General features: G+C 66.9%; 11 protein-coding genes. 5 read left to right on the top strand and 6 right to left on the bottom strand.

Annotated elements, in window-relative coordinates; genetic code table 11:
* Window positions 1-13: 13 nt before the first annotated feature.
* Both Q8T13_17900 and Q8T13_17905 read right to left on the bottom strand, forming a co-directional pair.
* On the bottom strand, window positions 14-1,477 hold the full coding sequence (locus Q8T13_17900) for a hypothetical protein (GenBank protein MDP3719638.1): 1,464 nt from the start codon (window positions 1,475-1,477) through the stop codon (window positions 14-16).
* Window positions 1,478-1,479: 2 nt separating this feature from the next.
* Window positions 1,480-2,298, bottom strand: coding sequence for a hypothetical protein (locus Q8T13_17905; protein ID MDP3719639.1), 819 nt, complete (start codon window positions 2,296-2,298; stop codon window positions 1,480-1,482).
* An 89-nt stretch (window positions 2,299-2,387) separates the two neighbouring features.
* Here Q8T13_17905 and Q8T13_17910 point away from each other — a divergent pair, with 89 nt between their 5' ends.
* From Q8T13_17910 to Q8T13_17920, 3 genes are all read left to right on the top strand, one after another.
* On the top strand, window positions 2,388-2,684 hold the full coding sequence (locus Q8T13_17910; GenBank protein MDP3719640.1) for a hypothetical protein: 297 nt from the start codon (window positions 2,388-2,390) through the stop codon (window positions 2,682-2,684).
* A 246-nt stretch (window positions 2,685-2,930) separates the two neighbouring features.
* Complete coding sequence (locus Q8T13_17915) at window positions 2,931-5,453, top strand: ADOP family duplicated permease (protein MDP3719641.1); 2,523 nt, start codon at window positions 2,931-2,933, stop codon at window positions 5,451-5,453.
* Between the two features lie 258 nt (window positions 5,454-5,711).
* Complete coding sequence (locus tag Q8T13_17920; protein ID MDP3719642.1) at window positions 5,712-6,554, top strand: NmrA/HSCARG family protein; 843 nt, start codon at window positions 5,712-5,714, stop codon at window positions 6,552-6,554.
* Window positions 6,555-6,621: 67 nt separating this feature from the next.
* On the opposite strand, the gene Q8T13_17925 is transcribed toward Q8T13_17920, so the two are convergent.
* Entirely contained in the window at window positions 6,622-8,412 is a 1,791-nt protein-coding gene (locus Q8T13_17925) for an amidase (GenBank protein ID MDP3719643.1), read from the bottom strand.
* 117 nt (window positions 8,413-8,529) lie between these two features.
* Between Q8T13_17925 and Q8T13_17930 the strand changes: the two genes are divergently transcribed.
* Together Q8T13_17930 and Q8T13_17935 are read left to right on the top strand one after the other, a co-directional pair.
* Window positions 8,530-9,765 carry an MFS transporter gene (locus tag Q8T13_17930; GenBank protein ID MDP3719644.1) on the top strand — a complete coding sequence of 412 codons (1,236 nt, stop codon included), beginning with the start codon at window positions 8,530-8,532 and terminating at the stop codon, window positions 9,763-9,765.
* A gap of 92 nt (window positions 9,766-9,857) precedes the next feature.
* The gene (locus tag Q8T13_17935; protein ID MDP3719645.1) at window positions 9,858-10,118 is read left to right on the top strand and encodes a hypothetical protein; all 261 of its coding nucleotides are present in this window, start codon (window positions 9,858-9,860) and stop codon (window positions 10,116-10,118) included.
* Between the two features lie 238 nt (window positions 10,119-10,356).
* On the opposite strand, the gene Q8T13_17940 is transcribed toward Q8T13_17935, so the two are convergent.
* From Q8T13_17940 to Q8T13_17950, 3 genes are all read right to left on the bottom strand, one after another.
* The gene (locus Q8T13_17940) at window positions 10,357-10,911 is read right to left on the bottom strand and encodes a hypothetical protein (GenBank protein ID MDP3719646.1); all 555 of its coding nucleotides are present in this window, start codon (window positions 10,909-10,911) and stop codon (window positions 10,357-10,359) included.
* Between the two features lie 64 nt (window positions 10,912-10,975).
* Complete coding sequence (locus tag Q8T13_17945) at window positions 10,976-12,133, bottom strand: hypothetical protein (GenBank protein MDP3719647.1); 1,158 nt, start codon at window positions 12,131-12,133, stop codon at window positions 10,976-10,978.
* 25 nt (window positions 12,134-12,158) lie between these two features.
* Window positions 12,159-12,596, bottom strand: coding sequence for a thioesterase family protein (locus Q8T13_17950; protein MDP3719648.1), 438 nt, complete (start codon window positions 12,594-12,596; stop codon window positions 12,159-12,161).
* Window positions 12,597-12,612 lie beyond the last annotated feature (16 nt).

The raw sequence follows: 12,612 nt of genomic DNA on the forward strand, positions 1-12,612 counted from the left end.
TTTGATCTCCTGCTTAATCGATCACTCCCTCTAAGAACCACTGGCCGACACCGCGTTCGACGACTAGCCGATAGATGGTGCCGTCGGCCAGCGCCACGTCCCACTCGTCGCGATCCCAGGCCTGCCCTTCCTGCCACCACTCGCCCGAGGTGCGCCACGGTCCGGCAGACTGGACGATGGCGCCGCTCGAGAAACCCTGGCGATCGGTGGCCACGCGAATGGGGCGGCCTTCCTGCACGGTGACGCGCGTGGGAATGGGAAACCGGAACCGTCGCAGCGCGCTCGGGACTTCTCCACCAGGTCTCGCCGCCCCGCCTTCGCTCGCCCGGTCTTTAGGCGCGAGCTTCGGCGAGGTCTCGCCGTAGCGTCCTTCGGCCGCGAAGGCGGACATTTCGAACGCGCCCGGCTTCCAGGTATCCACCAGCCGCGGCGAGCCGACATGCGTGTCGCCCATGAGCGCGCCCAGCCGCGCGACCAGCGTGGACACCTGCTCGGGCGCCGGCTGCGCGCGTTCGAGCAACGTCCACTGCAGCACGCGGCCCGGGGTCGGCTCAATGCACACACGCACCGTGTCGATGGGGGCATCGGGCGGGTGCGTTTCGAGATCGAGCAGCACCAACGTGCGCAGCGTCTTGGCATCGCGCATGGGCGACGGCAGTGGCAGCGTGCGCGCGTGCACCCGCTTGGTGGTGAGGCGCAGCGAGGTGTAGATCACGGCGGCGCCCCGATCGGCCTGCTCCAGCCGTTCCGACAACGGCTCGAACAAGCGCGCCAGCACGAACGACAACGGCTCGAGGCCTTCGATTGGCCATTCCAGTTCGAGCGCGGCTTCGAACGGCACCTCGTCCACCCACGGCACCAGCGGCCGCGCATCCACCCCGCGCGCCCGCGCCTGCCACTGCAGGCCGCGATCGCCCAGGCGTTCGAACACCTCGGGGCCCGCGAGCGCAGCAAAGGCGCCCAGCGTGCGAATGCCCCACTTGGTGAGGATCTCGAGGTGGCGGTTTTCCTGCGCGCGCGGCTTCGGACGGCTCGCTTGATGCGTCTGACGCGGATGGTGCCAACCGGAAGAACCAAGTGCCTCAGGTGCCAAGGGTGCCAGGGGTGCCAAAGGTGCCGGGAGGGTGCTGAGTTTCTCGTAGCGATCGAGCACGCTGATGCTGAGCGGCGCGAGCGCCTTCTCTTCCCGGCCAGGCTCGACCACGGTCAGTCCGGGCCGGCCGAGTGCGAGCAAGGCAGCGGCCGTTTGCGTGGAGGCAATTGCCACTCGGGGCGCGGTCCCACCACCGGTGCCATGTTTCGCCAGCGACTCGCTCAGGTGCGCGCCCAGTTCCTGCGGACTACCGAACAGGCGCGACAGGCCGCCGGCATCGAGCAACACGAGCGGGCCGACCTGCTCGAAGCGGGGCGTGAAGGCGCGCGCCACCTCGATGATGGCCGCCGCCCGAATCGACGGAGCAACGAGTGCGGCAAACACGGTTACACCGCGTGGACGAAGCGAGTATGAACGGCGACTTGTTGGGCGTGCGACCACCGGGCCGCCGAAACGGCAGCGCCAGAGCGAACACCACCCAGGCGGCGCGTCCGGTCATGCTCCCCTTTCCAGACGGGAGTGGTATTTCCGACTCCCGACTCCCGACTCCCGACTCCCGTCTGGATCGTACGGCCGCCGGAGCTGCGCGCCACGGACTGGGCCGCGAGAATGACGACCGCCGTGTCGCTGCCTTCGATGGCGCGTTCGATGCGGAACCAGGTGGAGGCCGGCAGCCGGCGCAGCGCCTGCGCCGGCACGTCGATCAGGTCGATTGCGACCAGCGTGCACACGCCCGACTGAACGACCAGGTTCAGCGACTTGATCGCGCGATCGATCACCCGCTCCACGAACGTGCCGGGGCCGTTGACCGCGCGCACGCCCGGCAGCCAGGCCGGGTCGATGGCCACCGCGGTTTTCGACACCGCCTGGCCGCGCACCCACAGCAGGCGCGGCAGCACGAGGCCGCAGGCCGCGGCCGTCGGCGGGTCGAAGCGATCGAAGGTGTCGATCAGCGCCACGGTTTCGCCACGGCGGGTCGCCGCCGCCAGCGCGGCCCACACCAGTCCCGTACGACCAGACGAAGCCGGTCCCACCACTTCAGACACCTGCCCGCGCGGCAGGCCACCGGCGAGTCCGCGGTCCAGGGCCTCGACGTCCAGCGGCGACACCGCGTCTTCGCCCAGGCGTTCGGGAATGGCAGAGGTGAGGGTTCGGTCGAGTTTTCGCTCTCGGAGCAGGGCTTCTACGGTGGCGCGGACGGCCATATCTCACCTCTATTCGCTTAACTTTCGCCATTGTAACGGCCCGTAGGCGAAAGTCAAGCGAAAGACGGGTGGGCGTTAGAATCCACAGAGTGCTGAACCTCTACTTCACCCGCTATCGCAATCGCCGGTGGAGCCCGATCTGGGGCGCGTTCACGGCCACCACCGTGTCGGCGGTGTATCTCATCGCCGGCTTCAGCGGGTATCACTTGAACCGGCGCGCACGGTTCTTCTCCGACGCCGCCTGGGCCGACAGCATCATCTGGTGGCAAGTCGGTGCCGGAGCCGCAGTGATACCGGTCGCCATCTACTTTTGGCGCAAGGGCGCACGCGAGATCGATCAACGCCTGGCCACCGAGCAAAACAGCCACAGATTAAACACAGATTAGGCACGGATTTATTGAGCGCCCGACCAGCGAGACCCTCGGTTCGCTGGCGGCGCTACGCGCCGCTGGTCCGATGCAGGCCCGCGAGAAATGAGTCTCAAGAAGCCAGCGGACTCATTTCGTCGCGGGCCTGCATCGGACCGAGCGCCGGGCGGTAGCCCGGCGCCAGCGAACTCGCATCTGTGTCTAACCGGTGTTTAATCTGTGGCTGGAACTCTCCCCCTCTGCGGCTCGTCTCTAGCAGGCAGCATGCTGCAAGATCTTCGCTACAGCCTCCGGCTGCTCCTCCGCCACCCGGGCTTTACGCTCACCGCCATCAGCGTGCTCGCCCTCGGCATTGGCGTGAACGCCGGCATCTTCGGCCTGATCAACGGCCTGCTGCTGCGGCCCCTGCCCGGCGCCGAGGCGGCCGGCGAGATCGTCGGCCTCTACAGCCACGACCGCACCACCGAGCGCGGCTATCGGGCCTTTTCGTATCGCGGCTTCAGCGAGGTGCGCGAGGCCGGCGGCCCCTTTGCCGTGCTGGCCGCGCACAACGTGACCATGATCGGCATCAGCGAGGGCAACACCACGCGCCAGTCGTTTGCCGATGTCGTCAGCACGCGCTATTTCGAAGCGCTCGGCGTCAAGCCGGTCTTCGGCCGCGATTTCACGCTCGAGGAAGAACGGCCCGGCAGCCAGCAGCGCTCGGTGATCGTCAGCTATCGCTACTGGCAGCGCCACAATTTCGATCGCGACCTGTTGTCGAAGAGCGTGCGGGTCAACGGCCAGGACTACGGCATCATCGGCGTGGCGCCCGAAGGCTTCGGCGGCACCACCGCCATTCTCGGCACCGAGTTGTGGCTGCCGCTCGGCGTGCACGACGACATCGAGAACGACTTCGACACGCGCGCGCACCGCAAGCTGGCGGATCCCGAGACCTACGCCCTGGTGGCGTTCGGCCGGCTCAAGCCGGAGGTCACACAGGCGCAAGCCGACGAGCAGCTCAAGGTCCTCGCCGCCGCGCATGAAAGCGCCTACCCCGCCGAGAACAAGAACCGCGATCTCATCGTCCGGCCGCTCAGCCGCCTGAGCATCAGCACCAGTCCGAGCGACGACACGCAGCTGTACGTGCCCATGGCCATGCTGCAGGCCCTGGCCGCGGCCGTGCTGCTCACGGCGTGCCTGAACCTGGCCAACATGATGCTGGCGTTCGGTACCGCCCGGCAGAAAGAGATTGCGATCCGTCTCGCCGTCGGCGGCGGGCGCGGGCGCATTGTCCGGCAGCTGCTGCTGCAGGGGCTGCTGCTCTCGCTCGCCGGCGGCGCCATCGGGCTCGTGATCGCGTCGTGGGCCATGCAGATCCTGGTGTCGTCGATCTCCACGGTGCTGCCGATCGCCGTGCTGCTCAACGTGACGCCGGATCAACGCGTCCTGGTGGCCACGCTCCTGTTCAGCGCCGGCGCCACGATCGCGTTCGGCCTCTGGCCGGCGCTGCAACTGTCGCGGCCGGATCTGCTGGCCGCGCTCAAGGACCAGGCCGGCGAGATCAGCGGCCGTCTCGGCCGCCGGGTCACGGTGCGCGGCGCGCTGGTCACCGTGCAGCTCGCGCTGTCGCTGGCGCTGCTGATCCTGAGCGGCCTGTTCGTGCGCACGGCCGCCGCCGGCGCCTCGGACGACCCGGGCTTCCGCGTCGATCCGCTGGTGGTCGCGCAGATCGAACCCAAGCTCGGCGGCTACGACGACCGGCGCAGCCGCGCGGTGCAGTTGACGACGCTCGAACGGCTGCGGAGCACGCCGGGCATCGAGGCAGCCGCATCGGCGTCGATCATCCCCTTCGGCGACATCACGGTCGGCACTGCCGTGCAGCGCGAAGGCCCGCGCCTGACGAACGAAGATCCCGAGGCGCGCGGCAAGCTGTTCCGCGCCCTCAGCTACACGATCAGCGCCGACTACTTCCGCACGCTGGGCCTGACCATGCTGCGCGGCCGCGAGTTCACGCCGGGCGAGGAAGCGGATGGCGCGGGGGTCGAGCCGGTGATCATCGACTCAACGCTCGCGGCACAGCTCTTCCCCGACGAGGATCCGGTGGGCCGGATGGTGCAGTTTGGCGCGCAGTACGGCGGTGACGCTGCGCAGCCGATGCAGATCGTGGGGGTGGCCCCGCCGGTGCGCCACGACCTGATGACGCGCGAGGCCGAGGCGCACATCTACCTGTCGTCGGGCCGCAGCCTGGCCAACCACATGTATGTCTATGCCCGCGCGACCGGCGGCCTCGAGGGCGGCGCCATCCTGGCCACGGTGCGCGATCAGCTGAATGCGATCGATGCGGCGATGCCGGTGGTGTCGCTGAAGCCGTTTCGCACGCTGCACGAACAGAGCGCCTCGGTATGGCTGCTGCGAGCCGCCGCGCGGTTGTTCCTCGCGCTCGGCCTCGCCGCCGCCTTCGTCGCCATTGTCGGCCTCTACGGCGTGCGCAGCTACCTGGTATCGCGACGCTCGCGCGAGTTCGGCGTGCGCATGGCCGTCGGCGCCGCACCGGCCGACGTGCTGCGATTGGTGATGCGCGAAGCGTTTGTCACCACTGCGGCGGGGCTCGCCGGCGGGCTGGTGCTCGGCGCCGCGCTCGGCTACGGGCTGAGCCGCATCATGTTCCAGGTCAGCCCGTTCGACGTGGCCACGCTGGCCACGGCCGCAGGGCTGCTGGGGATCGCGTCATTGGCCGCGGCCTTCATCCCGGCATGGCGTGCCGCCGGCATCTCACCCAGCACAGCCATTCGAGCCACCGATTAAGAGCAAGACAGCCACAGATTCAACACAGATTGGGCACAGATTTGCGCGTTCGCTGGCGCCGGGCTTCCGCCCGGCGCCCGGTCCGATGCGCGCCCGCGACGAAATGAGTCCGTTGACTGATGGAAGACTCATTTCTCGCGGGCGCGCATCGGACCGAGCGGCGCGTAGCGCCGCCAGCGGACGGTGCCAAATCCAGTAATCGGTGGCTAATCGGTGCCTAATCTGTGGCCTGTCGTGATCTGCGTTAATCTGTGGCCCATGACGAAGCGCATTATTCTGATCTCCGGCGCGACTGGCCAGCAGGGCGGCGCGACGGCGCGCGCGCTGGCCGGCAAGGGCTTCACGATCCGCGCGCTCACCCGTAATCCTGACAGCGATGCCGCCAAGGCATTGGCCGCCACCGGCGCCGAGCTCGTCAAGGGCGACCTGGATGACGAGGCGTCGTTGAAGGCCGCGCTGGCCGATGCGTGGGGCGCCTACGCGGTGCAGAACACGTGGACGGCCGGCGTGGAAGGCGAAGAAGCGCAGGGCCATCGTTTTGCCAGGGCCGCGCGCGCGGCCGGCGTGCAGCACTTCGTGTATGCGTCGGTGGCGTCGGCCGATCGCAAGACCGGCATTCCCCACTTCGACAACAAGTCGCGCGTCGAAGACACCGTGCGCAGCCTCGGGTTCACGTCCTACGCCATCATCCGCCCGGTGTTCTTCATGGAGAACCTGCCCAGCCCGTGGTTCCTGAATGGCGACAAGCTGGTGAGCGCGCTCGACCCGAAGACGGTCCTCCAGATGATTGCCGTGAGGGACATCGGCCAGTACGGCGCGCTCGCGTTTACCGACGAGCGCTTCAGGAACCTCGAGCTCGACATTGCCGGCGATGCGGCCACCATGCCGCAGACCGCCGAGATCCTGAGCGGCGCACTCGGCCGCACGATCGAGTACCTGCAGATCCCGATGAGCGAGATCCGCAAGAACAGCGACGACTTCGCGTTGATGCTGGAATGGTTCGAAGCCGTGGGCTACGACGCCGACATCGCCGGGAATGCGAAGACATATGGCGTGAAGCCCACCTCACTCAAAGAGTGGGCCGCACACCTGAAGAAATAGGCGGCTGGGGCGGGTGGGGCGGGTAAGGCTGGTCAATGCCCTACCTGCCCTACGTGCCCTACCTGCCCTACCTGCCCTGACTGGTCGTTGGAGGACTATCCAGTTTCGTGGGCTTCCTCGTGTGGAAGCCGGCCGCATCCTGATAGGCCTTGGCGAGCGCGATGATTTCCAGCTCGCGATACGGCTGGCCGAAAATCGTCGCGTTGGTCGGGCTCCCGGTGTCGGCAAAGCCGTTCGGCAGGTTGATGGCCGGATAGCCCGCCGAGTTGGCCATGCTCGAGTGACGCTGCGTCGGTGTCTGCGGCCGATCGGGCTGCGGCGCGGCTGGTGGCGCCCCGGCCGCCGCCGGTGGCCGGCCTCCCCCGCCCACGCCCGTGTTGTTCGATCCCACCACGTAGACGTCGACGTGCGAGGTGGCCTTCGCCAGCTCGATCATCATCATCATGCGCGCGCGCTGCTGCTGCAGGTAATCGGGCGCCGGAATGAGCCGGCCGTTGGCCTGGTTGCCGCCACGCGTCCCCTTCATGCGGCCGGCGCGGATGTGCTCGTCGAAATACGCCGTGCGCTCGACGTTGAGGCCACTGACGCTGGGGTTGAACTCGGGCACGGTCACCGGGATGAACTGCGCAATCCCCAGACCACGCAACGTCTCGAGCATCTTCTCGGCGTTGGCCTTGGCCGCGGCATTGGTGATGCTGTCGAACGAATCCTGGATGATGCCGACCCGCAGCTTCTTGATGTCGAACTGCGCGTTCCAGTTGAAGGGTACATCCGTCACGCTCATGTCGCGGCCATCGGGCTTCGCAGTGGCCTGCATGACGATAGCGGTGTCTTCGGCGTAGCGGCAGATCGGACCGACGCGGTCGAGCGTCCACGACAGCGCCATGCAGCCGTGACGGCTGATCCTGCCGAACGTGGGCCGCAGGCCCGCGAGGCCGCAGCGCGCCGCCGGGCTCAGGATCGATCCGCTGGTCTCGGTGCCTATGCCAAAGGCAATGCAGCCGGCGGCGGTTGCGGACGAGGGGCCGGCCGACGAGCCGCTCGAGCCCTGGGTCGGGTCCCACGGGTTCTTGGTCTGGCCGCCGAACCAGTTGTCGCCACCGGCCAGTTCGCCGGTCGTCACCTTGGCAATCAGCACGGCTCCGGCCTCGCGCAGCATCTCCACCACGCTGGCGTCGTAATCAAGCACCTGTTCCTTGAACGGCGCCGATCCCCACGTCGTCGGATGGCCCTTGACGGTGATGATGTCCTTGGCGCCCCACGGGATGCCGTGCAGCGGTCCCTTGTACTTGCCCGCGGCAATTTCGCTGTCGGCGCGCTTCGCCTCGGCGCGGCCGTAGTCGTCCAGGAAGGTGACGACGTTGTTCAGCAGCGGGTTGTAGCGGTGCAGGCGCGCCAGGTACATCTCGGTGAGTTCGAGTGACGACACTTGCTTTGTGCGTACCAGCTCGGCCAGGTGGCGCACGGGCCAGAACGCGACGTCTTCGAGATTGGCCGGGCGCTTGACCGACGGCGCCGAGCTCAGCCGGAAGGGCTGGCGGGTCTTGTTCACCGTGAGGCCGGGCACCACCGGGCTGAAGTGGAACGGCGGCGAGACATCGGGCGGAATGTGGAGCTTGCGGATGGCCTCGTAGCCGGTGAGGTTGCGATTGGCGCCCTCCACGAGGGCGGTGCGCTCCTCTTCCGTCAGCTCGATGCCCGACAGCTTGAGGGCGTCGGTCACCATGGCCAGGGTCACGCGCTGGGCGCCGGCATCCTGCATGCGCGCCCACAAAATGCCAGGCGCGAGGGTGGTGCCGAGGCCCACGCCCGCGAAGTGGGCCATGAACCGCCGCCTCGTCTGGTCAATGTTCTTCATTCTGTCTCCCGGTCCGCCTAAAGGCGGACGCCACATCGATGTAGCATCCGGCTTTAGCCGGATTGGTTCCGGCTTTAGCCGGACCTAGCATACTCAAATCGCATAAAATCTAATCTGTTGCAAAACCGATTGAATCAAGCCGCATTACGCATTGCGGTTGCCCTCACCCATCGCAACTTCCGGCTCCTGTGGTTAGGCGCGCTCACCTCGAGCATCGGCACCTGGATGCAGAAGATCGCCCAGGCGTGGCTGATCGTGACCATGACCGGATCGGCGTCGGCGTTCTACATCGGCCTCGACGCGTTCGTCGGCGAAGCCCCGATCCTGCTGTTCACCTTGATTGGCGGCGTGGTCGCCGATCGCCGCGACCGCCGGCACATGATGCTGATGTCGCAGGTGGTGCAGATGCTGGTGGCGTTCACGCTGGCGGCGCTGGTCTTCACCGCGACGATCCAGATCTGGATGGTCCTGTCGCTGTCGTTCATCACGGGCCTGGCGCAGGCGTTTGGCGGACCGGCGTACCAGTCGCTCGTGCCGACGCTGGTCCCTAAAGACGATCTGCCGAACGCCGTCGCGCTCAACTCGATCCAGTTCAACCTGGCGCGCGTGATTGGCCCGATCGTCGCCGGCACGGCGCTGGCCGCGTTCGGCATGGTGGCGTGCTTTGGCCTGAACGGCGTCTCGTTCCTGTTCGTGATCGCGGCGATTCTCGCGTTGCGCAACATCCACGTGCCGCCGGCGGCGACCACCAACATGCTCGAGCAGATGAAGGACGGCCTGCGCTACGTCCGCAACTCGCGCAACCTGATGTCGGTCACCGCGCTTGGTTTCATCGGCGCGTTCCTGGGCCTGCCGCTGCTGACGTTCCTGCCGGTCATTACCAAGGACGTGTTCCAGCAGGACGTGGCGTTCTATTCGTGGCTGATGACCTGCTCGGGCGCCGGCGCCGTCGTCGGCGCGCTGGTCGTGGCGTGGATTGGCAAGCATCGCCACATCGGCCGCCTGCTGCTGGTGTTCCTGGGGCTGTTCGGCCTGGCGATGGCAGCGTTCTCGCTGTCGCGGACGCCGCTGCTGAGCGCAGCGATCCTGTTCCTGGCGGGCGGATTGCTGGTGATGTGCTTCTCGCTCACCACGTCGCTGGCCCAACTGCTCGCCCCCGCCGAACTGCGCGGCCGCGTTGTCAGCATCTACATGGTGGCGTTCCGCGGCGGCTCGCCGCTCGGCGGCCTCGCTGCCGGCTGGCTGGTGACGCAAGTCGGCTCAGCGCCGGTGGTGCTGATGGTGAACGGCCTCGTCCTCGCGTTGGTCGCCACGTTCTTTCTGATCAAGGGACACGGGCTCAAGGACATCTAGCGGAACCGGCCGGGAGGGTAATTCTTGTCGGGAGGGCAACTCTTGTCGGGAGGTTGCTTCTGGTCGGGAAGTGCTAGAGTGCGGAACGACAAATGGACTTCTGGCAGAACCACGGCTGGCTGTTTCTCCTCGGCATCACGTTCTTCCCCCGGATAACGATGTTGTTTGCCGTATCGGTGCCTTTTGGCTTGCTGGCGTGGGCCGGGTGGCTGTTCTTCCCCCACCTGACGGTCGCGATCCTGGCGACCACCTACTACTGGGACACCAACCCGGTGCTGTGCGTGATCGCGTGGGTGGTTGCTCTCGGCGGCACGGCCGGTGAAGGCAAGGTCGCGTCCGGGCGAATCAAATAGGTTTTGTCGGCCCCGCCCGTGCGGGCGTTAAGCGGGGCGTGCCGGGAAGGAGCCACTTGACGGGACGGCACTCCTTGACGGGAGGTTGACTCTTGTCGGGAGTCGCAACGTTCCAGAAACGGGTTCGAATCCGCCTTCGGGGACGCCAGTCCGAAGCGACGCACCATCCCGACAGGAACCACCCTCCCGTCGAGCGGTGCCCTCCCGACGAGAAGTGCCCCCCGACAAGAATCAGGAACTAGCGGCCGCCGCGCTCGATGACGAGCTTGAGCGCCGCCTGTTTGATCTGCGGCCTGATGTTCCAGCTCTTCGCCATCGCCTGCAGGTGCCTGATGTTGAGTCCGCTGATCAGCTTGAGGGCCGTGGGCGTCGGCGTCTTCGGGTTCTGGACGAGATTGAGCTTGACCTGCTCGTTCTGCATCCACTGCGCTGAGGTGGCGATCAGGTCGGCCACTTGTGCGTTCAAGGTGCCGAGCCTGGTGATCTCGAGGATCTCGTCCAGCGTGATCCGCGGGTTCTTGCACACATAGAACAAGACCTGCGGATCGACATCCCGGATTAGCAAGACCCGCGTCGCGCGATCGGCCTTGCCGGCGAGAATCAGCTTCTGTGCCCGCGGCATGGCGCGGAGCGCCTCGATCGGCGACAGCCGCCTGGCGGCGTCGGCGGTCTCCGGCTCGATCGAGTGACGCTCGACACAACCGGGACACACCCCGGACTCGGCATCCGTGGTGTGGCACGCGCAATCACACGCACCGCCGTCGGTCAGTGCTGCGGCTTCTGGTCCCGACAAGGATTGCCTCCCGACAGGCGGTGCCCTCCCGACACGAATTGCCCTCCCGTCTGGCGCAAGCCAGTCACTGCTGCGGTTTCTTCTCCGCCGCATTCCGCTCCTTCGAGCGCTCGCCCGACAGGATGTTGGCCATCGCGTGGTTGCCTTCGTGGCACGCGTACTCGTAGACCATCTCGTCGATGCGGTTGAACGGCAACTCGCCGGTGAACGGCGCGGTAAACGTGTCAGGATCGTCCATCGTGAAGCGATAGAGGATAGTGTCGGGACCGGTGCGCGTGAAGCGCTCGGTGACCTTCAGGTTCTCCGACGCGCCACGATACGCCCACAGGATGCTGGTCTGGGCCAGCTGCATCGGGTTGATCTTCGTAGTCTCGACGACCAGCGTGTCGCCTTCCCACCGGCCGACCGACTCGCCGAACCACGGGCGAATCGTGTCCGGCAGGCGGTCTTTCGCGTTCAGGCGGACGATCCGCGCATCGTTGTTCATCTCGCTCAGAATCACCACGTGATCCTTGGTCTGCACGATGGTGTAGTTGTTGTTGTAGAAGTAATTCGGCAGCATGGGCGGCCCGGCGTTCGAGCCGAACGACACCAGGCAGCGATCCGCCAGCGGCCGCATCTCGGGGTGATCGAACTCGCCGAACTTCCGGGCCCGCGCGCCGATTTCGGCCAGCCGCTTCTTGCCGGCATCGGTCAACGCCGGCACCCGGCCATTGGGCGGGTCGATGATGATCGAGCTACGCGCCACGCCGTCGATGCGGATCACGTTCAGGCCCGGCTCGAGCCAGAAGCCGTTGTAGCCGCCAACCGCGCCGCCCGCGGCCTCGGAGATGATCTCAATAAACGATTGCTGCCCCGGCGCCGAGAACCCGCCGGTGCCGCCCCCCTTTGGCGGCGCGCCACGATTCGGGTCACTCGGCCGGTCGCGGATCTCTTCCACCAGCAGCGCGCGATCTTCGATGGCGGCCGCCTGTTGATCGGTCAGCGTCGTGCCGCCGCCGCCCATGCGCTCAAGCGGCGTTTGGGTCTCGTTGGTCCAGTTCCCCTGTAGGTCGGGCTTGCCGTCAGCTGTGCGCGGCACCACCCAGGGCGTGCCCTTGGTCGCGGGCGCTTGCGCCTTCGGCGCAGGAGCCTGGCCCAGGACGGGCGCGACAGGAGCGAGGAAACAACCGAGCACGAAAACGACAACGGCGCCGATCGACTGCGTGGCACGACCGCTCATGGGTGTCCTCCGGATGCTACGGATTTTAGCCTTGTTTCAGTCCGTCCAGCACGGCCTTGATCACGGCCGGGATGGCCACGGGCCGGCGCGTGGTCCGGTCCACGTAGACGTGCACGAACCGGCCCACCGCGCACGGCTGGTCCTGCTCTTCCCGGAACAGCGCAATGCGGTAGACCACGCTCGTCGTGCCCAGTCGTTCCAAGCCGATTCCGGCGTGAATGGTCTCCGGAAAGCTCAGCGCGTCCAGGAACTCGCACCCCGATTCGGCGACGATGCCGATGGCCGGGAGGTTGCGGATGTCGGTGCCGGTGGCGTCCATCAGGAAGCCGTTCACGGCGGTGTCGAAGAACGAGTAATAGGCCACGTTGTTGACGTGGCCGTAGTGATCGTTGTCCATCCACCGCGTGGGGATGACGCGGAGCACCGTGAACTCGGTGCGGCACGGGTGTGCGGATTCGGCCATTCGGCGGTTAGCTCCT

The organism is Acidobacteriota bacterium, from assembly GCA_030697165.1.
Taxonomy (GTDB): domain Bacteria; phylum Acidobacteriota; class Vicinamibacteria; order Vicinamibacterales; family UBA2999; genus 12-FULL-67-14b.

Excerpts from the sequence above, each read along its gene's own strand:
- Q8T13_17945 (MDP3719647.1), bottom strand. The coding sequence starts at position 12,133 with ATGAGCGGTCGTGCCACGCAGTCGATCGGCGCCGTTGTCGTTTTCGTG.
- Q8T13_17950 (MDP3719648.1), bottom strand. The coding sequence starts at position 12,596 with ATGGCCGAATCCGCACACCCGTGCCGCACCGAGTTCACGGTGCTCCGC.
- Q8T13_17925 (MDP3719643.1), bottom strand. The coding sequence starts at position 8,412 with ATGAAGAACATTGACCAGACGAGGCGGCGGTTCATGGCCCACTTCGCG.
- Q8T13_17905 (MDP3719639.1), bottom strand. The coding sequence starts at position 2,298 with ATGGCCGTCCGCGCCACCGTAGAAGCCCTGCTCCGAGAGCGAAAACTC.
- Q8T13_17915 (MDP3719641.1), top strand. The coding sequence starts at position 2,931 with ATGCTGCAAGATCTTCGCTACAGCCTCCGGCTGCTCCTCCGCCACCCG.
- Q8T13_17935 (MDP3719645.1), top strand. The coding sequence starts at position 9,858 with ATGGACTTCTGGCAGAACCACGGCTGGCTGTTTCTCCTCGGCATCACG.
- Q8T13_17920 (MDP3719642.1), top strand. The coding sequence starts at position 5,712 with ATGACGAAGCGCATTATTCTGATCTCCGGCGCGACTGGCCAGCAGGGC.